This is a genomic window from Mucilaginibacter sabulilitoris (assembly GCF_034262375.1).
Taxonomy (GTDB): domain Bacteria; phylum Bacteroidota; class Bacteroidia; order Sphingobacteriales; family Sphingobacteriaceae; genus Mucilaginibacter; species Mucilaginibacter sabulilitoris.
Window position 1 is genome coordinate 3,547,329 of the sequence record NZ_CP139558.1, and the last position, 20,087, is coordinate 3,567,415.

Consider the following 20,087-nt stretch of genomic DNA (forward strand, 5'->3'; position numbering starts at 1 on the left):
ATCAGACATGATGAATGATATTAACAAAGTTTTAAAATCCACTGCAAAACGGCTAGTTGCTGACCACAAAGGTTTATTAGCGATGGACGAGAGCGTCTCCACTTGTAACAAGCGTTTTGAAAAATTAGGAATTCCGCAGACCGCGGAATTCAGGCGGCTTTACCGGGAGCTGATCGTTACCACTCCGGGACTTGGAGACTACCTGAATGGAGCAATCCTATTTGATGAAACAATCTATCAATCTACATCCGACGGTATACCGTTCGTTAAGAAACTCAGGGAAGCCGGTGTGTTACCCGGAATAAAAGTCGATGAGGGGACCATTGATCTAATCGGCTCCCCTGGTGAGCGGATAACAACAGGCCTGAAGGATCTGCCGGAACGACTGAAAACCTATTCGGAGGCGGGGATGCGATTTGCAAAATGGCGTGCAGTATTTTCAATCAGTACTGGTGTTCCGACTAAAGCAGCTATCGAGGCTAACACGCGTGAATTAGCGATTTATGCCAAATACTGCCAGGAAGCAGCGATTGTACCCATCGTAGAACCGGAAGTTCTTATTACCGGGATGCATTCCATAGAGCGTTGTCATGCGGTCACAGGTAGTGTGCTGGCCGAACTGTTTGTACAGCTTCGTGAACATGATGTAAATTACGAGCACATTATTTTAAAGCCTAACATGGTTACTTCAGGTGATTCGGCAGAAATGCAGGCAACTCCAATGTCCGTAGCTCAACACACGATCGAGTGCCTTGCAAATCATGTTCCTGCCGGCGTGCCCGGAATTGCGTTTCTCTCGGGGGGACAGCCGCCGGCAACTGCGATTGCCAATTTAAATGCAATGAATCTTAAAAATGGGTTTGCGACTCCCTGGCCGGTTACCTTTTCTTTCTCACGTGCGATCCAACAGCCTGCATTAGAGTTTTGGGCGGGAAAAGCTGATAAAGTTATTGGAGCACAAAACCTATTATATACTCAGTTGGAGCGGTGCAGACAGGCGCGTAAAGGAGTGTATCGGATAGACGCTGACAAGTAAATTGTAATGAAGGCCATTAAAGAAAAACACTCTTTGCTCATGCGGTGGACCCATTGGGTTAATTTCCCATTGCTGACTATCATGATATGGAGCGGTATATTAATATACTGGGCGAACGATGAATACAGATTAACCGTTTTCGGCCATACGTATATTCATTTTTTTCCTGATTGGTTTTATAATCTGCTGCATATTCCCCATCGTCTCTCGGAAGGTATGGCATTCCATTTTCTCTTTATGTGGTTTTTTACTTTGAATGGATTCTTCTATGTTTTGTATACCATTATTTCGGGTGATTGGCGTCAACTGTTACCAAACCGGCATTCATTCAAAGAAGCATGGCAGGTCTTATTACACGATCTTCACATTCGTAAAATAGCACCGCCTCAAGATAAATATAACGCCGCTCAACGTATCGCGTACACAGCCATCATTATCATGGGATTTGGATCTGTGATTACCGGCCTCGCAATTTATAAACCTGTACAATTTAACTGGTTGACATGGCTTTGCGGAGGCTACCATCTCGCCAGAATATCGCATTTTATCCTTACCATAGGTTACACTCTGTTTTTCCTGATCCATATTATTCAGGTGGTCCTGGCAGGGTGGAGCAACTTCCGTTCCGTTATATCAGGTTTCGAAGTAATAACCAAAACAACTAAACCTGCCATTGAAAGCAAGTCCGAAAATGAAAAAACCTAAGAGGGAATTAACAATTGAGCAAAAGATCAAAAGAAGAAATTTCATTTCATTTGCCATATTTGGTGCCGGAGCTGTAAGTACCTACACTGGCTGGAGATGGTTATATAAATCTCCCAACGAAATACCTGGAATAACTGCTGGAGCACATCAACCGCTGCGCAGGGCATTGAATAAAACCGAATTGTTCTTTAGAAGATTGATTTTTAACGAGAATCATTTGGTAAAAACCTATCCCAGAGAAATGGCCGCAAAAAAGATCAGGCATAATAGCGATATAGGCTCTGAAGGAAAACTGCCGCCGGAAAATTGGAAATTACACGTGAAGAAAATTTCGGGTGAAATTTTGCAGATTTCGCTTGACGAGTTGATGGCATTACCAAAAACGGGAATAACTTATAATTTTAAATGTGTCGAAGGATGGGATCAAATTTCTCATTGGGAAGGTGTAAAATTCCGGGACCTTATCACGCATTACCAATTGCATGAAGAGACCAGATTAGGCTATGTCAGTTTTGAAACACCAGACAGGAAATATTATGTCGGTATTGATATGCCGAGCGCTATGCACCCGCAAACCCTATTGGCCTACCAGATGAATGATGAGTTATTAAATGGTCAGCATGGACAGCCTCTTAGACTGATTATCCCGATAAAATATGGAATTAAAAATTTAAAACGTATAGGAACAATTGCCTTTAGTGACAGCAGACCCCGCGATTACTGGGCCGAAAAAGGCTATGATTATTATTCCGGATTGTAGCTAATTAAATTGATGTTTAATAATTTTTATCGGACGGGATATTTTTTCCTTTTCAAACCGCACCATTACGAAATGTTGACGGGTCTGAATCGTAAGTTTTTCGGAATGCTTTCAAAAAACTTCCCCTGCTATCATAGCCTGCAAGATGAGCGATGTGCTCCACTGACATATCGCTCGTTTTTAGATGTTGGGTAGCCTGGCGCATTCGTAAATCCCTAAGGATGGACATCGGTGATTTTCCAAAGAGTTCGGTAAAGCGGGACATAAACGCTGACCGGCTCATGCAGGCACAATCCGCCAGGCTCATCACTGTGTGATCGCCACCAGGTGCAGCCACCATTTCACTAAAAGCTTTTGAGATCCTTGCGTCACTAAGAATCGAAAACCGTTCTATCCAAAGCTCTAATGAAACCAGGGAACGGCGTAAAATGGAAACAATGACCTGCTTTAACAGCGCTGCACTCATTGCACCAGAACCAATCTCCTGGGACATTAATTCTGAAAGTGCGGCTTGTAGTTTAATGTCAATATGATCGTTAATTTCGAATTGTTCGACAATCGGGGATGAAAGGGAGGCAAACAGGTCAGCTGAGGCCCCATAAGAGGCATAGAAGTAGCCACAGAGCAGGACTACCTCGGGTTGACCAGTTCCCGCTACATAACGCTGCACGCCATCGGTACTCTTGTTCTGCAGCCTACCATCAATCGGTTTCAAAACGGCGGACCGCTCTTTTTCATCTGCTACCTCAATTCTAAAAGGCGTATTCTTCGGGACGATAATTAAAGTGTGCGGTTTTAATTCGATCGGCGGATGATTTGCAATAATAATTTTCCCCCTGCCCGATAAATTGTAATGTATGCCTGGCGCTTCCGCATCTCCTAATTCAAGGCGGTAACCCGTACTAACTGAACAGTGGGCCAATCCAACAAATTTAACGTCTAAGGTGCTGATCAGATTTTCAAGGTCTGCTGGCGCGATTTGAAGGCCTTTGTTAAGGCTGTTTACTTTCATAGGTATTGTGTTACTAGTCTGAGGTTCTGGCAAATCTAAACCAAATCAATAAAAATTGTCAAAATCAAATCGATTTCCCCTTAAACATCGCTACTCCCTTAAGAGAACCTAACATTTGGACTTTTGAAGCCCACTTGCGGATTTTTGGATTTACGGGGCTACCTACCTTTGTATTGTCGCCGCTGATAATAAGATGCCGGCGACATTAAACAAAAATTTTTAAACATAAATTATCATAAAATGGAAACTACATCATCAAGAATCAAAATCCTCGATAACAGCAATCTTCCTGCGCAATCTGTCGAAATCCTAAACTCAGTTGATAAACAACTAGGTTTCGTTCCGAACGTCTTAAGGCTTTTAGCTGCCAGCCCGTCCGTTCTTAAAAGCTTCCTGGGTTTACAAGCTGGCCTTTCCGGAACACTTGACCTAAATACACGAAATGCCATTGCGCTTGCTGTTTCTGAATCCAATAGTTGCCATTACTGTGTATCAGCCCACGCGCATTTCGCCGCAAAAGGCGCCAATTGTTCACAAGATGAAATCTCCAGAAACAGGGTTGGAGAATCGATCGACCCCAAAAGAGCAGCCGCTGCAGCATTTGGCGTAAGCGTGATTAAAAGACGCGGAAACGTCTCTAACGCTGACCTTGAAAAGATTAGAGAAGCCGGTTACAGCGATGTTGAGATCCTTGAAATAATCGCACTTGCTGTGCAGTTTTCTTTCACAAATTTCATGAACAACGTTGCACAAACAGAAATTGATTTTCCTAAAGTAGACGCGCCAGCGGGAATAACGGAACAGCTTGTAGCTTAATTGAAAATGAAAATGTTGAATGCCATGTTGCTCCAGTCTATTGCCGCTTTGCCATGTATTTTAAAAGAACGTTTCGCTACACGATTAGCCGGTTTCGGTGGAAGACGGAAAATCAATGTTGCCTTAGATACCGATTTTAAAATTCGCCTGCAGCGGCTTATAGATCTGGAAATTGAACGGAAGAAAGGCAAATAATTAAATTATTATTCCTTCTACTCTGAAAATTAAAAATGGTTCAGAAATGCAAACCGGAAGAAGTTTCCGGCTTGCATTTTTTTAACAACTCAAAACAATCAACAAATTTTCAAATCTCTGACGAATCACATCAGTATTACAAATTTCAATATTAATGGGGGAAGGTAAATAGGATGAAAGGTACAAATGCTGGTACAATAGAGCCAAAAGAACAGGTATCCGCTAACAACGACTTTCTTTTGTGATATATGTCCTTGAGCTGTTTTACAATCACGGCTAACTTTAACGTTATATCGGCAAGTTACATGACTTGAACCGCTATCGGAGCTACGCAATTAGATATAATATAGACTGTGAAAAAGTATAGCTATGAACCTTATTAACCACAAATCCGGGAAAAGTAAAATACTTATTAACTACTATGCCAAAGGTAGAGATTCTGATGAACCTAAAGTCGGCATGTATGAAGAGGGTGCTTGTTTTCAAGCGCAACATTATCGTTTAGATACCCGCACCGCGAGACCGGTGATTAAAGAGGCCCCGCGTGAGGGCTTGTATAAAATCAGCCTCGCTATGATAAGTTTCCCTATTCATGAAAGTCGTTTTCCGCCAGTGGCAAATTGTTCTACTTTACTATTTATGCACCCCGAGGCGAAACAGCCTGAACAGTATAAAGATGGAAAATGCTACGAGTGTTCCTTTACGCCCAATTATCTATGTAAGAAAAGCGTGGAAATTTCCCAAATTATGAATTTATTTAATTCCGAAATTTCAACTGCCTTTTTAGTAAATCATACTCAGGAATGGCGTATCGAGGAAATTTTTGAATCCATGATAGAAGAGAGTTTAGTAAACAGACCATTTAAAAGTGAAATGCTTCAAAATCTCATAACTGAGCTATCCGTTTTCACTCAAAGGCTGATTCCTGTCGATTTGGCGGTGTCTTAAACTTAACTGAACTTCAACGACCATTAGCATCAATGGAAAGAACTTCGCTCATGTAATCTAAAAACGGGCGCATTTCTTTAATGGTGTCGCTGGCAAGTAGAAGAAACTCTGAACTTAAAACCTGTTCGTCAGTAAATTTACGACGGACGAGAAATTGTTTATATCGCAGCAGGTCAGCAGCCTCATGTGTCTTTTCGAACCCTCTCGGTATGTTCTTCAGCTGCTCACCACGCAAAACTCCGAAATACTCGGTAAAAGTATCCGAATTAATTATTTCCGTTAACCGTTTAGGGTTAAATGCAATATCGTCACGAATAAGTCTCAGATCATGTGCGTTCGGTCTCCAAAAGTCCCCTGATAAAAAGCTTTTATTACCCGGTTCAAAATGATAGTAATATCCGCCACGTCTTTCTTTTCCCGCCCGTTTAAAACGGCCGCCCAAATAAGTATTATATGGCATCTTATCTAATGAAAATCGGACATCACGATAAATCCGATATTGGCTTTTAGCTCCGCTTGGCGTCTCTATCACATCATGCTTGTTCAGTTCCTTCAATAAGCTATCCGCAAAATTCATAATGTCTCCTGACACCTGTAGGTATAACGGTTTATTTTGAGTAAACCACGCCCATTCATTATTTTGTTTGAGCTCTTCGAGAAAGCTAAAGGTTAATTTGGATATTTTAACTAGTCCCATTTTAAAAACTAACGCTTCGGCCTTTTATCCGATGCCTATGTAATAAATGATTACTTAATTCTTACTCTAGTGCATACCACTATAAGTAGAATTGATGTTTTTACGCTTCAGTTTCAAAACGCTGACTATCATCTGTCAGTCATGAATTTAATTAATTAATGGCGTCGGCAAGTTTTCAAGAATTACATACTATATCTCCTCACCCAATATGGCTTTATCGTTATTCGACAGTTATAAGGAGTATGATTCTACATCCTTTTCTATAAGAATATCGCGATTGATTGGTGTTTTTCCGGTCCCCGAAATAAAACTCAGCATTAATGTTATCGATAACAAGGACACGGTTATCCAGATAACCTGGTGAATACCATAATGTACAATGGCAAATCCGCCGAGAAGACTGCCCAACGTGATCCCGGCATTGAAACAGGACGGCATTAAACTGTTTACAAAGTCGAGTGAAGTATCTGGCAGATTATGCGTGAGCTGTATGCTGGCAACCAGGAAACCTCCGGTATGAATAAAGCCCCAAACGGATAGGATGATGACCATCGGAATAAAATCTCCGCCAAATTGATAAGCTAGTCCATGTGTTACGATCAGCGCTATCAGGAATAAACGCACGGTTACCCGTACATTTTTGCTAAGAGCGATCCCAATAAACCAGTTGCCGGCTATGCCGGTGCTTCCGAATACAAGTAATAAGATACTGATCTGTGTTCCGGTCATGTTTGTTACTTTTTCGAGGTATTCAGCGAGATAGCCGTAAGAGGCGAACATACCGGCGAGCACCAGAGTCGCCGCTAAAAGTTTGATCCACAAATTTACATTCCGTAATATTTTAAGGAGACTTTTGGAACCGGGCTGTTCAGGAGCGATCGGCATTGAAGGTGAAAACAACGCCAAAGCTGCAAAGGCTAGTAAATTGATAACCGAAGACACAACAAAGGAGATGCGCCAGTTGAAAACATTGGCGATATATGTAGTTAACGGTATCCCTAATACTGTGGCGAGACTAAGGCCGGCCATAACAATAGCGACTGCTTTAGGTGCATCTTTGGGACCGGTTTGTTTGGCCGCGGCAGTGACCGCCACGGCCCAAAATACCGGATGCAGGAACGCAGGCAGTATACGTGCGATCATCAATATAGTGAAATTCGGCGCGACCGCAGACACTAAATTCGACAGCGCAAACATAACGAGCACCAAACACATTATTGTTTTGCGATTTATCTTCGCTGTCAGCATGTTAGTAAAAGGGCCGGTAAGAGCAACAGTTAATGCGAAGCCGCTGATCAGCCATCCGGCGGCATCTATCGAGACATTAAATTGTTTACTGAGGTCAGGCAATATGCCGATCACACCAAGCTCCGTGGTGACGATGCCAAAAGCCCCGAGCGCCATAATATAGATTGATCTTTTCATATCTTTTAATTAGTTACAAGTATTTTCGCGACTTTTTTTAAAAGGTTGTTAAGCTCTCTTTTCTCGGGCTAGGTGCATGTGACTTTGTGATATGACACTTTGTTTTCTGCCATCCTACGCATTATCTTCGCAGTTTTATGACAAATTGTTCATTATCAAAAGATGGGTTTCACCTTCCGGCTACTTTTTAGTGTAACTTATAATACAGCAGACCTCATAAGCCTTCCGGTCTAATGAGTATGCGATAGTAAGATTCCGAAAAGGCTTATCTCAATAGAAAATCAACGTCAGCCAGGCAGTTACTCTTCCCGGTTGAAAATTCTGCGTGTCCTATTTATTGGTTATCAATATAATTGCCTAACGCAATGGCCAGCTTTTCAAAAACTTCATCTTCTATCTGCCCGTCGCGCTGTTCCCAAGCATCCGTACCCTCACCATTACGAACCATTGTCGTGAAATGCTCGTTTTCTGTAACCACAATAAATACATCATTACAGGGAATGAACAGCAGGTTGTAATAATCGCCGGTATCATAGAGGTCCATTTCTAAATGGAACGCTTCCTGCGGCATCTGTGGCTCGTCGAGTTCAAAATCTTCTTCTTCTATCATGGGGATCGTTTTTATGCAAAAAAAGGCGACTGCGTTGAAAGATGGAATGGACAAATGAGATAATCTCTTGCACTTTTAGGCTATTATATGCGGATTTTGCAATTGGTAGCCTAAATTTGATAAAAGACAAAATCTACAATTATGCTTAACTGGAATGAAGTGATCAGATTCGCCAATACCGGTAATCCGACACCTGACAAGAGGGTGGAACGTCCGGATGAGGAATGGAAACAAATTTTGACTAGCGAACAATTTGTGATAACCCGAAAAAAAGGAACTGAAGCTAGTTTCTCGGGTGAGTTTTGCAGTAGCTATGATCCTGGTAAATACCATTGTATATGTTGCGATACTCCATTATTCGATTCAACGATCAAGTTTAATTCTCAAACAGGCTGGCCAAGTTTTACCCAACCTGTCACGATAAATGCTATTAAATACCTGATGGACAGGTCGTACGGGATGACTCGTGTGGAAACGCAGTGTAACACCTGTGACGCCCATCTCGGACATGTATTTCCGGACGGTCCGCATCCAACTGGTTTGCGCTATTGTATTAACTCTATTTCCCTAAAACTAGAAAGAAATGATGTCAAATCATAAAAATCCTCTTATGCGGCGGTTGCTTTTGGTGTACTGAAGCTATATTTAAAAGCCTGAGGGGCCAACGAGTCCGATCCGAAATATACATTAAATCAAGAAGCGCCTTGATTTTTGATGCTTGATAATACCACGTGACTGCAAATATTCCGGCCTGCAGAGCCGGATATTTACAGTCATACCTAGTCTATTTCGCTTCCCAAAGAACATCCGCAAACCATTCGCGGCTATCTGTAAATAAATTTATTGGTTGAAAAGCATTAGCCAGTGCAATATCCTCAATCTGAGCTAAGGTATATTTTTGGGATATTTCCGTCCAGATCGATTCATAACGAGATAATTTAAATCTTTCAGCGCCGATGTCGATGCTTGTATCACCTACGGCTACTAAATAACTCTTGCAGGCGCCGGTCACGGGGTCATAGCTACAATAATGTTCGAACTTTGAAATATCCAGATCCGCCTCCAGCTCATTTGACATTCGACGAAGCAGGTTAAGGTTAAACTCTCTGGTAATACCTTCATCGTCATCGTAGGCTGCGCGTATGATTTTCGGATCTTTTACCAGGTCGAATCCCATCAGGACAATATCCCCTTTAGATAAACTGTTTCGGAGGTCCCCAATGAACTTGTAACATTGTTCCGATGGCATATTACCTACATTTGCCCCTAAATTTAAGATGACTTTTCGGCTATCCGAACCTGAGGAGAGTGCCTTTAACATTTGATGGTAATCCCCATGTCGGCTGGAAATTTGTATGCCCGGTAAATCTCCTGGTAAATTAGATTCAATACCCTGAATGACATCATACGAAATGTCTATCGGAACATAATTGAAACGCACCCCATTATTAAGTAACGCCTGTAGCAGGTGTTTTGATTTCGAACAATCGCCGGGACCGAGCTCTATCAAATCAAATTCACCACGCCCAGTCGAAATTGCCCGGGCGATCTTTTCGGTCTGTTCGGTAAATATTTCCATTTCACATCTTGTAACATAATAGTCCTTACAGGCCATGATGTCACGAAAGAGTCCATCTCCTTTCGCATCATAAAAATACTTAGATGGCAACCTTTTAGGAGTCATGCTGAGACCGGCAATCACATCCTGCGTAAATTGGGCAATTATATTTTCTTTTTCAGTAAGTACAAACATGTTTATGTGTATAGTGGCCTTGATAAAGCCAGAATTTATTGTTAATATCTTGCTGCCGGTTTAATGCACCGGCAACCTGCCTCATAAGCGGCCGTTAATTTTAATTACTGTTCCCTGCTGACGAAGACTATTGTTTTTTTGAAAATTTCCGTGCATTCATGTTAATCTAATCCCCGGTGGCCTTTTGTGCCTGTTCCAGATGTCGTTGTATTTTTCCGGGTCGCGGTTGAACTGCGAATAGGAATAAGGACAAAGTACAGTCACTATCATACCATTTGAGCGTACATATTCGGCCATTCCATCTACGAGCTTGGCACCAAAGCCGCGGCCCTGATAAAACGGTTCCATTTCCGTATGCTCCGCGGTTAATTCATTACCCCTAATGGTGACAACCATTTCACCGGCTTTTTTTTGGTTATCATATAAAACAAATGCAAGCGTGTTATCTGCCTTCGTCTCCAGCGTGACTTTTTCCATATGCAATAACCGGCACTCAACGGCCGGTGCGTTGAATTTACAAGAACCGTAGCGTACCATGTTACTTAGTAATCGAATTTGTCCGCTTAGTCCTTTTCAATGTCCCTATAGTCCATGTGTAGTGAAGTCAACTGATTCTTAAACCGGGAAAAGGAAATCACTTCAGCGTTTTTAGTCGCCATTTTTCATGGGTGAAATTTGCAACCGATAGTCCCTTTTGTCCATTTATAAATCTTGCCGAGTAATGCAAATTTGTACTGGTAAAGACCCTAATGAACGTATCTATGAAAACAACCATTAACCAAGATTTGATAAGGTACGGTTTATGTCTGTGAGTATGCTTGAATTTTTTGAAAACTATATTAGAGCGCACAGCTCATGTTCAAATGAAGAGATTGCGATGATCAAATCACTGGCAATTTCTAAACGGCTTAAGAAAAAGCAATTCCTTTTGCGACCCGGCGATGTTTGTCGGTTTCATACATTTGTGTGCAATGGCTGTCTGCGATCCTATCGGATTGGCTTCGATGGCTCTGAACACATACTTAGCTTTTCATCCAATAATCACTGGATCAGTGACCAGGTGAGCCTTGCGACGGGTGAACCTTCCACGGACTATATAGATGCCCTGGAAGACAGCGATATCATACAGGTATCCGTTGATAATTTTAAAAACCTACTGCGTGATATACCTAATTTCGATGCGCTGCGTAATAAAATCATCACCGATGATAGCGGTAGGACACAGGATCGTATTTATATGATGATCAGCCAACAGGCAGAAGAACGATACCGGCATTTTGTCCGCTTATACCCGCATTTATATCATCGTATCCCACTATTCATGATTGCATCCTACCTAGGTGTGACTAGAGAAACTTTAACGAGGATTAGGGGTAATGCAGTCGTTAAATGACATCAATTATCGATAAATCGTAATAAAGTAACGCAGAATGAAATGCTTTGAGGGTGACGGGGCAGCTTAAATTGATAAAACTAATCAGGTAAAGTTATCGGTTAATCGTCCCAATATAACCCTGACCGGTATATATCCGGAAGAGGATGATGGTCGCTGTCATTTATCGCTAATGGCGTTTCGAAGGATGGTAGATGTATAGGCATGGTGGCGATGGATGTCATTTAAGGGATCCGTAAAAAGGCGCGGGACGGCGCAGCGATAGGTTTAATAAGCACAGTTAAACTGCGATTTTGCGGATTTGGGCTTTTTAAATTAAATCATATCGCCAAGATTATCTAAAGAATTACCTGACATATATCACGTTTTTTATTGATCCATCCTGTAAATACCGATTAGAAAAGGCTTCCTATCACTTTCGGGTCGTAGATGAACGAGACTTATATCCTTGTACAAGTTGCGCTATTGAAATAACATTGTTTCGTAATGAATGCACCTAACGAAACGGCTCTGATTAATCCTCTGACGAATGCGCTGGCCTTTAAAGTATTTCAATTTAGGGATGACCAATATTTTAAAAACTTAAACTGTTTTAATTTCTATACGGTAATTCTGATCAGAAAAGGGTCGGGGCAGGTAATTTTCGATCTGGCTAAGTACGACTTTGATGAAAATACGCTGATCAGATTTCCCGTCTATGTGCCTTTTCAACTCAACAGTAATGGCTTGTTGGAAGGGGTGCTTCTTCAGTTCCACCCGGATTTTTTCTGGAACCATAGATACCAGAAAGACCTTCCGTACAAACAAGCCTTGTTCAAAAACATTGATGAAGTCCCGTTACTGAAAATCGATGAAGAGGAAATGGCAAAGCTATTATACCCTCTGGATAATCTCTTGTCAGAGGTACAAAGCGACCGTCTGGGTCGTTACGACATAACGATTGCCTGGACCAAAATTTTTATGATCTACGCATCAAGGATCAAAATGGCCAAGGGAACTAAGACAAGAACTGTAGAAACTGAAGCGCCCTATATCATTAGAAAATTAATTGATGCAGTAGAAGAACATTTTTACAGTAAGCACAGGCCTGCTGACTATGCTGCATTGCTAAACGTTACTATGAAAAAACTGAACCGGGTCGCAAGGCAGCATCTGTCGAAAACCATAGGCGATATGATCTCAGAGAGGCTGATTGCGCAGGCTAAGTATGAGCTGTACGTGGGTGGCAAACCTGTCAAGCAAATCGCACGGGAACTCGGTTTTCGTGACGTATCTTATTTCAGTCGCTTTTTTAAAATGCGGACAGCTACTTCTCCTCATGTTTATAGAGAATCGTTCAGGAAAGATAGGGGTGATCCTGCTTAAAATCTATTTAAGATTGAATATAGGACGGGACATAGAATTAATGTCCAGATTTTAAATTTGGGATGCCAATGGCATTGGCGTATTGAATTGAAATCATTTAACTCCATAAGTTTCATCCCATCCTTCAGCACCCAACCGTTTTGCGTTTGCATACCGGCTTTCGGCTTCTGCGAGATGGGGGTTTAGCGAACAACGCCGTGGACGGGTGCCATTCGACATATTAATCAGTTCAAGCACTAACGCTGCAACAGATTGTGAATGCACTTTACCCTGCTTATTACCTTCCAGTATCTTATTCTTTAATTTGGCTTGCTCATCGCAAAGCCCCCCCTCGTCATATATAGAGATATCTTCTATTTTTTCCAAATTGCTTAAGACCTCCGCGGGATAGTACCCTGTCCATACACTGACATTCTCGATACCAAACCTTTGTACCTCGCTTAATATTCCGTCTATGAGCATTTCAAGGCCCGCTTTCGCCATGCTCAACGCAGTAATGAACGGGGCGGCGAAATAGCAAACGCCGCTGTTGACATTTATAAGTAAACCGCACCTGTTTTTTCTCATGGTCGGAAGAACCGACCTAAACACACGAAGAACACCGTAAACATTGACGTTAAAAGTTTCTTCATATTGTTCGATAGATGTGTTTTCTGCCAATCCTATTTTAATAGGCCCCTCGTTGCTGATGAGCACATCGATATGACCATAACGTTTGAGGATCGACGAAAGGCCGAGCTTTACTGACGCGTCATTTCTTATATCGACTTCCACCAATTCCACGTTGGCGGTTTGTCGTAATTCCTTAGCGGCCGCCATATTGAGCTCGTTTAACGGGTCAACTATTGCAACCACACCGTGACCTTCATCAGCGAGCGTTTGAATAATCGCTCTTCCATAAGATGATGTGGCACCTGTAACTATAATTGTCTTTGACATCGTTTAATGATTAATCACATACATGGCCTGCCGTATCCGGTAGATTATTTCTTATTTGTGCTATTCTCGAATCACCTTTAAGAATGCTGTTTTTGATATTGTTTAATCGCCCCGATTATAAAAGTCGGTTCAGCACGCTGCCGGTAGTCAGATTCTACAAACGCATATATGACTGTACCTTGAGGACTGATGATATAAGTGGCCGGTACCGGGAACTCTTGTATGTCATCAGTGTAATGATCAAAGACTCCGCGGTCTTTATAGAAATCTTTTACTTCTTTGTTGAGTCGATGTACGCCTCCATAAAGTTTAGCAATTTCATTATTCTCATCAGTCAGTATTTCAAATTCAAGGTCGTGTTTTTCCTTAATGGTTAGCGTCTCATCAGGTTTTTCAGGTGTAATAGCTATCAGCTCAGCTCCCGCTTCCTTGAATTGTTTAAGGAAGCGTTGGAGATAAGCCAGCGCAAGGTTGCAATAGGGGCACCATCCACCGCGATACCATGTCAGGATTACTGGTCCTCTCTTTATTTCCGCACTTAGGGTAATTGCTTTTCCCAACGCATTTTTAAGCGTAAAGTCGGGAGCTGTCTCACCCATTTTTAATGCGCGTGATTTAATCTCGGCAGGGTCCGTTTCTCCTATGAATTTGGTGAAATTATCTGCGCTTTCCGTTCCGTTTTCTTTACGGATTTTATCTTCTGCCTCGGTTAATTTCCAAGCCAATGAGCCTTGGTCGTGGTTTTTAGATTCGTTGTTCATGTGGGCACGTGATTACGTTCAAGCAAAAATCCCCGAATGACTTACTATATACAAGGACATTTATCTCTTTTTTTAAAAAAATCAGTGAGTGTTTTCTGAGCTTTCTGAGCAATGATCCGGATCGAAAATCTCCATCACAAGTAATAGGTAAGGTGTCTTTTCCAGCCGGTAATTGAATACTGTAGTGATGTTTTTTATCTTTATGGTCAAAGATCAACCGAGAGTCCTTCCGGCTTTAACTAGCCCGCCGGTTTGCAATATATAAGACTAGTATTTATTATATGTTTATTGCGCCGCAGCCACATGATTCAAGGAATGCATCTTTAAGAACTTCCGAATAGGTAGGATGGGCGTAACATATTTTACCCATCTCGGCATCCCCGATCTCAAATTCCATCGCGACGACAGCTTGTTGGATTAGATCGGCGCTTCGGGCACCGATAATATGTACGCCAAGTATTTCTCCTTCTTTTGTATCCGCCAAAACTTTCACAAACCCATCTGTGTCGTCCGCCGCTCTTGCGCGGCCACTCGCCAAAAACGGAAATTTACCTTTCCGGTAAGCGATATTTTTTTCTTTTAGCTCTTCCTCCGTATAGCCAACAGACGCAACTTCCGGCCAGGTATAAACAACCGATGGAATAGTGTGATAATTTAAATGTGGATTTAGCCCCAATATGCTTTCAACTACAAATGTAGCCTCTTCTTCTGCTTTATGCGCCAGCATAGGCCCGGCAACAACATCGCCTATCGCGAAGATATTGATCTCCGCTGTGCGAAGCCTGCCGTCTGTCTTGATCCGTCCCCGCTCATCTACATTGATCCTGGTATTTTCCAGTCCAAGACCAGCAGTATAAGGCTTGCGGCCAACGGCTACGAGGCAGTAATCAGCGCCGATTGCCTGGAGATTACCGGATGAATCTATATAAGTCACTTCTGCACGGTCACCTTTATTAACTGCAGATTGTACTCTGCAGTTAAGCCGGCTGTCGATATTCAATTTATTTAATATCTTCTTCAGTTCACGCCCGAGTTCCCTGTCCATGACCGGGATCAGGACATCGGCATATTCGATTATGGTTACCTTAGTACCGATACGGGCATAAACCGACGCTAATTCAACACCAATTACTCCGCCGCCGATAATTACAATGCTCTTCGGTTGTTCTTTTAGGGACAGTGCTTCTGTAGACGTAATGATTCGCCGCTTATCAATTTCCACACCGTGGATAGTCGTGGGTTTTGATCCGGTCGCGATAATAAAGTAATCGGCTGTAATGAGTTGAACGGAACCGTCTTTGGCAGTAACTTGAATTTGATTACAGTTGATAAATGAACCGGTGCCGAAGTGGGTTTTTACCTTGTTTTTTCGCATTAAATAGTTTACTCCGTCGGAATTCGATTTAACGACGCCTGCCTTACGTTCAATAAAACGGCTAAAATCGAGCGAAATGCCCTCCACATTAATCCCCATTTTCCCGACTTTATGCTGAACGTCATGATAATGCTCCGAAGCATCCAGCAACGCCTTTGTCGGAATGCATCCAACTACGGTACAGGTACCTCCTAAAATATCATAACGCTCGATTATTGCAGCTTTTAATCCAAGCTGGGCTGCTCTTATGGCTGCTACATATCCGCCCGGACCCGACCCGATAACGACAATATCATAATCTGTCTTCATAGCCTGCCTGCTTTTAAAAGTTGTTAGTTTAAGTCCCATAGATCCATGTTCCTACGAATTATAGTTAAGTTCTTCCGCGCTTTTCCTTTTAAGAACATCCTCAATGCTTTTTGCCCTAGATGAGCGCATCGTTAATGTTCACCGGGTAAGCCGGGAACACCTGTTTTGGCGTCCCGGCATTCCACTCATCGTTCGCATCCCGTGTTTCCCGGAACATACTTTTCTTATGAAGGGTATATTGTTTATTTTTTATATTAATTAAAATCTGGACGATCCCGGATGTGCCTCAGGGGTTTCACTCGCAGTTAAAGCTACGACCAGATAGACCACTACTGCATTGATATAAAAATATGCAGCGTCCACGCCTTCCAATTTAAAAAGATAAGGTACAAACATAAAGGCAGTAGCTACTAAAAGGTCAAGCGCAAGGTGCCCGCCAAATGGTATCAGTTTGAAAATTCCGTATCGGTAACGTGTAGCGATACTGACAATAATGACAGTTATCCCGGTAACGACGGAAATCCACAACGCCGCCGGGTTACTACTACCCAATCCTAAAATAAACGGTCCGCCAATTAAGGCAACAGCTGCTGCATAATCAACAATTCCGTGATTGGTCGGGGATAGAAATCTTAGTTTCATGATAATTTGTTTATGGTGAAAAAATATGTTTGTTATCAGGCTAACTTCAGACCGCGATCCCGACATCCAGTTAATGAATGTCAGCAGCGCATCGCGCTTTCCCAGATCCGTCGTCAGGTGTCGCTTTTAAAGTCAGGAACTTTTGTTTATTTGTTAACTTGACACTATGGCTTGTCGGGCCATGTTTCAAGCCGGCTCCAATAGATTTTTTATTGCTATCTTAGATGTGATCGAAGCATCCATGCTGTTTTTTCATTGTATTCAGTGAGCCCCGTCAAATAGTCACTGGTGCCGGCATCTTTTAATTTTTCTGCTAAACGATTGATATGGCCGCGTATATGGAGGATAATGCTTTCATGGTCATTCAATAACTCCCGGATAAAGCCTTCACTGTCGTTTTTTTCCCTGCTCTGTTCAGTGAGGTGCGTAAGCTCTAGAAACTGCTTCAAAGTAGCCGGAGCGTAATGACCTAGTATCCTTATGCGTTCAGCAACCGTATCTATAATTTCCGCGATATCGTTATATTGTGATTCAAAAAAGATATGCATTGAGTGAAAATCAGGACCCTCTACATTCCAGTGGGCGTTTCTGGTCTTTGTGTATAAAACATACTCATCCGCAAGGATGTGTGAAAGTGTTTGGGTGATCTCTGCCAGGTGTTCCGGGCTGATTCCAATGTTAGGCTTCATGATATTATAATTTGATTTTTAATTTTCTCCTAATGTAAAAGGCTCGCGGTGTTGCCTTCAAGGATATATGTCACATAATTCACAATGGTTAGGCTACGTAATTCCCGTCATTGTTTCCTTTGATCACGGGACTCTTCCAGCATACTAATAATTTTATTCAGCTTCTCTGTTTCGATCAAATTCAGCCTTATCGTCAATTCTTCAATCTCACGTTTGGCTTCCAGGTTCGTGATGTAGTCATCGTGTGCCTGTATGCGGTCACGTTCACTTTGCCTGTTTTGTGCCATCATAATTACCGGAGCCGCATAAGCGGCCTGGGTCGAAAAAAGCAGGTTCAGCAGGATAAAAGGATACGGATCCCAGTGGGAAAGGTATGCGATCAAATTGACCGTAACCCAAAGGCCAACGACAATAGTCTGTGCAATTATAAATCGCCATGATCCCATAACTGCAGCAACACGGTCCGCAAGCCGCTCACCAAATCCACAGGTGGCTTTGTGCTGTTCATGCCACGTCGCTCCATCAGGAAGGTCTTCCATCTACTTTGTATTTTCGGTGTGTTCAATGCCTGAAAGATGACGCTCACAGTCCAGTGCGGCCATACAGCCACTACCTGCCGCCGTGACGGCCTGTCTGTAAACAGGGTCCTGGGCATCTCCGCAACAAAAAATTCCGGGCTTATTGGTTTTTGTCGAACGGCCAATAGTCTTAATATAGCCTGATTCATCCATGTCGATCCATTCTTTAAAAATGGCTGTATTAGGCTGGTGACCTATAGCAACGAAGAAGCCGGTCACCGGAAGTTTTGATTCTTCCATCGTTACCGAATTGAAGATTCTGACCCCGTCGACGGCAATACCATTACCCACCACCTCTTTTACTTCGACATTAAACATGACGTCGATATTGGGTAACGCCTGCAATCGGTGAACCATAGCCTTTGACGCCTTAAATTCACTCTTACGCACCAGCATATAGACTTTTTTAGACAAGCCTGCTAAGTGGATGGCTTCCTCGGCGGCAGTATCGCCGGCACCCACTATGGCCACATCTTCTCCTTTAAAGAAAAATCCATCGCAAGTAGCACAAGCCGAAACGCCACAGCCGGCATATTTTTGTTCAGATTCCAGGCCAAGCCATTTTGGAGCCGCGCCTGTAGAAATAATGATCGAATCAGCCAGTAACGTTTTTTCCTCATTGGCGATAACACGATAGGGGCGTTGCGAGAAATCCACCTTACTGATAAACCCATCCCGCAGATCAGCACCCATCCGTTCAGCCTGTTTATGAAAGTTGTTCATCATCTCCGATCCCATTACTCCATCCGGGTAACCCGGATAATTATCTACATCGGTCGTATTTATTAGTTGTCCCCCTGCGAGAAACCCCTTGTACAAAACAGGCTTGAGATCGGCACGGGCAGTATATATCGCCGCCGTGTACCCTGCTGGCCCTGATCCAATGATCAGGCATTTAACGTGTTCAACTTCATCCGACATCATCAGTTATAAATTTATTGTTTAATAATTTTGGCTCTTACAACAAATTACCTTCATTCCCCATCCTTTTTCAAGGACATTAATCACAAAAAAAACACCTCTGCTATAAAAACAAGAGAACTAACCCCGTGATGGAGTGCGTGCGGGCTACCGCAATGATGATTTATATAGGCAGGTAACTTTTTTAAAAAGCGGAGTTACAAAATTGACCTGAAGCTACTTTCACGGCTTGGTATCTCGATGGTAGAGTTGATGAAATTATTGTGAAGTTATGCCGTGTAGTCAATCGTATCGCTACGGCATTTAGCTCGGACCAGGAAGAATGAAAAGATTTGTGAATGACGCCAACAGGGAAACGAAGGAGGACATCTCAACGTAATGGCATAATACCTCCTAAAATACTATAAATCGATGGCGCGACCGGTCCAGGTTCGGGCAATCGCAACAAGTTCAGCGATATCAAAGGGTTTACTCAGAAAAGCATTGGCGTGGCTTTCCAAAGCCATTTGTTGCACCCTGGGGTCACCGGAAACTAAAATAATCGGTATATTTTTGGTATCATGACCTTCCTTGAGCTTTTTACAGATATTTTTGTTATCGCTTTCGGCGAGCCAGTTATCAATTAATATCAGATCCGGCATTAACGATTTGATATCCCTGAGTGGCCAGTAATCCCTCGACGGAACGACATTGTAACCGTCCTCCGTCAAAACCATATACATCATCTCTAGTACATCTGGATCGTCTTCAATTATCAGAATGCGCTTTTTTGACATTTCTAAAGTTCATTGATTGATTAATATAAAGCATATCGTTCTGAACCTGCCGGCAGACAACAGTAAGTAAATGTTCCGACAGCGCTCAATCTGCTATTTCAATTTCATCATCGAAGGCAATCTTGTTCCTAACCACCTTCGCAGCATCGCTCGGATCGTGATATTGCCACGCCCCGTTTGTTAGCTTTTTCCGGCCAACTTTAATGTGAAAATAATTGGCAGTCCCCTTAAGATAGCAGCTTGAAGTTTCACGGGAAGGTATTAACAGATCCATACGAACTGCATCAGTCGGGAAATAATAATACCCTTCGTTCATTATTGCATTATCGCTTTCGGCAATAATCTCTTTATTCCAGATCGCCTTCATTCACCTAACTATTAT

Annotated in this window: 25 protein-coding genes; 10 read left to right on the forward strand and 15 right to left on the reverse strand. The window is 42.5% G+C overall.

Features of this window, described 5'->3' with window-relative positions; translation table 11 throughout:
* The first annotated feature begins 7 nt into the window (after positions 1-7).
* The 3 genes from SNE25_RS15495 to SNE25_RS15505 are packed head-to-tail and all read left to right on the forward strand — an operon-like array spanning position 8 to position 2,501.
* Positions 8-1,036 (forward strand): class I fructose-bisphosphate aldolase, encoded by a 1,029-nt coding sequence (locus tag SNE25_RS15495; RefSeq protein WP_321566011.1) that lies wholly within the window; start codon positions 8-10, stop codon positions 1,034-1,036.
* A 6-nt stretch (positions 1,037-1,042) separates the two neighbouring features.
* Positions 1,043-1,741, forward strand: a complete 699-nt coding sequence (locus tag SNE25_RS15500; protein WP_321566012.1) for a cytochrome b/b6 domain-containing protein — start codon at positions 1,043-1,045, stop codon at positions 1,739-1,741.
* Complete coding sequence (locus tag SNE25_RS15505; RefSeq protein WP_321566013.1) at positions 1,728-2,501, forward strand: molybdopterin-dependent oxidoreductase; 774 nt, start codon at positions 1,728-1,730, stop codon at positions 2,499-2,501. Before SNE25_RS15500 ends, SNE25_RS15505 begins: the two co-directional genes overlap by 14 nt.
* 52 nt (positions 2,502-2,553) lie before the next feature.
* Here SNE25_RS15505 and SNE25_RS15510 read toward each other — a convergent pair whose 3' ends face one another.
* A complete protein-coding gene (locus SNE25_RS15510; protein ID WP_321566014.1) occupies positions 2,554-3,513 on the reverse strand; it encodes an AraC family transcriptional regulator in 960 nt (319 codons plus the stop codon).
* Positions 3,514-3,753: 240 nt separating this feature from the next.
* Between SNE25_RS15510 and SNE25_RS15515 the strand changes: the two genes are divergently transcribed.
* The 3 genes from SNE25_RS15515 to SNE25_RS15525 all read left to right on the forward strand — a co-directional run bounded on the left by SNE25_RS15515 (position 3,754) and on the right by SNE25_RS15525 (position 5,472).
* The gene (locus tag SNE25_RS15515) at positions 3,754-4,329 is read left to right on the forward strand and encodes a carboxymuconolactone decarboxylase family protein (protein ID WP_321566015.1); all 576 of its coding nucleotides are present in this window, start codon (positions 3,754-3,756) and stop codon (positions 4,327-4,329) included.
* A gap of 6 nt (positions 4,330-4,335) precedes the next feature.
* Positions 4,336-4,524 (forward strand): hypothetical protein, encoded by a 189-nt coding sequence (locus SNE25_RS15520; RefSeq protein WP_321566016.1) that lies wholly within the window; start codon positions 4,336-4,338, stop codon positions 4,522-4,524.
* A 369-nt stretch (positions 4,525-4,893) separates the two neighbouring features.
* Positions 4,894-5,472, forward strand: coding sequence for a hypothetical protein (locus tag SNE25_RS15525; RefSeq protein ID WP_321566017.1), 579 nt, complete (start codon positions 4,894-4,896; stop codon positions 5,470-5,472).
* A gap of 13 nt (positions 5,473-5,485) precedes the next feature.
* On the opposite strand, the gene SNE25_RS15530 is transcribed toward SNE25_RS15525, so the two are convergent.
* The 3 genes from SNE25_RS15530 to SNE25_RS15540 all read right to left on the reverse strand — a co-directional run bounded on the left by SNE25_RS15530 (position 5,486) and on the right by SNE25_RS15540 (position 8,204).
* A complete protein-coding gene (locus tag SNE25_RS15530; protein WP_321566018.1) occupies positions 5,486-6,169 on the reverse strand; it encodes a DUF2461 domain-containing protein in 684 nt (227 codons plus the stop codon).
* Positions 6,170-6,400: 231 nt separating this feature from the next.
* Entirely contained in the window at positions 6,401-7,594 is a 1,194-nt protein-coding gene (locus SNE25_RS15535) for an MFS transporter (RefSeq protein WP_321566019.1), read from the reverse strand.
* A 334-nt stretch (positions 7,595-7,928) separates the two neighbouring features.
* Positions 7,929-8,204, reverse strand: a complete 276-nt coding sequence (locus tag SNE25_RS15540) for a hypothetical protein (protein WP_321566020.1) — start codon at positions 8,202-8,204, stop codon at positions 7,929-7,931.
* Positions 8,205-8,345: 141 nt separating this feature from the next.
* On the opposite strand from SNE25_RS15540, the gene msrB reads away from it, so the two are divergent.
* Positions 8,346-8,804: a peptide-methionine (R)-S-oxide reductase MsrB gene (gene msrB / locus SNE25_RS15545; protein ID WP_321566021.1), complete on the forward strand. Its 459-nt coding sequence runs from the start codon at positions 8,346-8,348 to the stop codon at positions 8,802-8,804.
* A 2-nt stretch (positions 8,805-8,806) separates the two neighbouring features.
* On the forward strand, positions 8,807-8,926 hold the full coding sequence (locus SNE25_RS31890) for a hypothetical protein (protein WP_407667046.1): 120 nt from the start codon (positions 8,807-8,809) through the stop codon (positions 8,924-8,926).
* Between the two features lie 62 nt (positions 8,927-8,988).
* On the opposite strand, the gene SNE25_RS15550 is transcribed toward SNE25_RS31890, so the two are convergent.
* Together SNE25_RS15550 and SNE25_RS15555 are read right to left on the reverse strand one after the other, a co-directional pair.
* Positions 8,989-9,957: an L-histidine N(alpha)-methyltransferase gene (locus SNE25_RS15550; protein ID WP_321566022.1), complete on the reverse strand. Its 969-nt coding sequence runs from the start codon at positions 9,955-9,957 to the stop codon at positions 8,989-8,991.
* A gap of 156 nt (positions 9,958-10,113) precedes the next feature.
* A complete protein-coding gene (locus tag SNE25_RS15555) occupies positions 10,114-10,434 on the reverse strand; it encodes a GNAT family N-acetyltransferase (protein ID WP_321566023.1) in 321 nt (106 codons plus the stop codon).
* A gap of 337 nt (positions 10,435-10,771) precedes the next feature.
* On the opposite strand from SNE25_RS15555, the gene SNE25_RS15560 reads away from it, so the two are divergent.
* On the forward strand, positions 10,772-11,350 hold the full coding sequence (locus SNE25_RS15560) for a Crp/Fnr family transcriptional regulator (RefSeq protein ID WP_321566024.1): 579 nt from the start codon (positions 10,772-10,774) through the stop codon (positions 11,348-11,350).
* A 486-nt stretch (positions 11,351-11,836) separates the two neighbouring features.
* A complete protein-coding gene (locus SNE25_RS15565) occupies positions 11,837-12,715 on the forward strand; it encodes a helix-turn-helix domain-containing protein (RefSeq protein WP_321566025.1) in 879 nt (292 codons plus the stop codon).
* A 93-nt stretch (positions 12,716-12,808) separates the two neighbouring features.
* Here SNE25_RS15565 and SNE25_RS15570 read toward each other — a convergent pair whose 3' ends face one another.
* The 9 genes from SNE25_RS15570 to SNE25_RS15610 all read right to left on the reverse strand — a co-directional run bounded on the left by SNE25_RS15570 (position 12,809) and on the right by SNE25_RS15610 (position 20,072).
* A complete protein-coding gene (locus SNE25_RS15570; RefSeq protein ID WP_321566026.1) occupies positions 12,809-13,654 on the reverse strand; it encodes an SDR family NAD(P)-dependent oxidoreductase in 846 nt (281 codons plus the stop codon).
* 77 nt (positions 13,655-13,731) lie between these two features.
* Positions 13,732-14,415: a redoxin domain-containing protein gene (locus tag SNE25_RS15575; RefSeq protein ID WP_321566027.1), complete on the reverse strand. Its 684-nt coding sequence runs from the start codon at positions 14,413-14,415 to the stop codon at positions 13,732-13,734.
* A gap of 277 nt (positions 14,416-14,692) precedes the next feature.
* Positions 14,693-16,099 carry a dihydrolipoyl dehydrogenase gene (lpdA, locus tag SNE25_RS15580; protein WP_321566028.1) on the reverse strand — a complete coding sequence of 469 codons (1,407 nt, stop codon included), beginning with the start codon at positions 16,097-16,099 and terminating at the stop codon, positions 14,693-14,695.
* Positions 16,100-16,357: 258 nt separating this feature from the next.
* Entirely contained in the window at positions 16,358-16,741 is a 384-nt protein-coding gene (locus SNE25_RS15585; RefSeq protein ID WP_321566029.1) for an SPW repeat domain-containing protein, read from the reverse strand.
* Between the two features lie 215 nt (positions 16,742-16,956).
* Positions 16,957-17,430 (reverse strand): Dps family protein, encoded by a 474-nt coding sequence (locus tag SNE25_RS15590; protein WP_321566030.1) that lies wholly within the window; start codon positions 17,428-17,430, stop codon positions 16,957-16,959.
* A gap of 107 nt (positions 17,431-17,537) precedes the next feature.
* A complete protein-coding gene (locus tag SNE25_RS15595) occupies positions 17,538-17,969 on the reverse strand; it encodes a DUF1003 domain-containing protein (RefSeq protein WP_321566031.1) in 432 nt (143 codons plus the stop codon).
* The gene (trxB, locus tag SNE25_RS15600; RefSeq protein WP_321566229.1) at positions 17,970-18,929 is read right to left on the reverse strand and encodes a thioredoxin-disulfide reductase; all 960 of its coding nucleotides are present in this window, start codon (positions 18,927-18,929) and stop codon (positions 17,970-17,972) included.
* Between the two features lie 401 nt (positions 18,930-19,330).
* On the reverse strand, positions 19,331-19,705 hold the full coding sequence (locus SNE25_RS15605; protein ID WP_321566032.1) for a response regulator: 375 nt from the start codon (positions 19,703-19,705) through the stop codon (positions 19,331-19,333).
* Between the two features lie 85 nt (positions 19,706-19,790).
* Entirely contained in the window at positions 19,791-20,072 is a 282-nt protein-coding gene (locus SNE25_RS15610; RefSeq protein WP_321566033.1) for a DUF427 domain-containing protein, read from the reverse strand.
* Positions 20,073-20,087 lie beyond the last annotated feature (15 nt).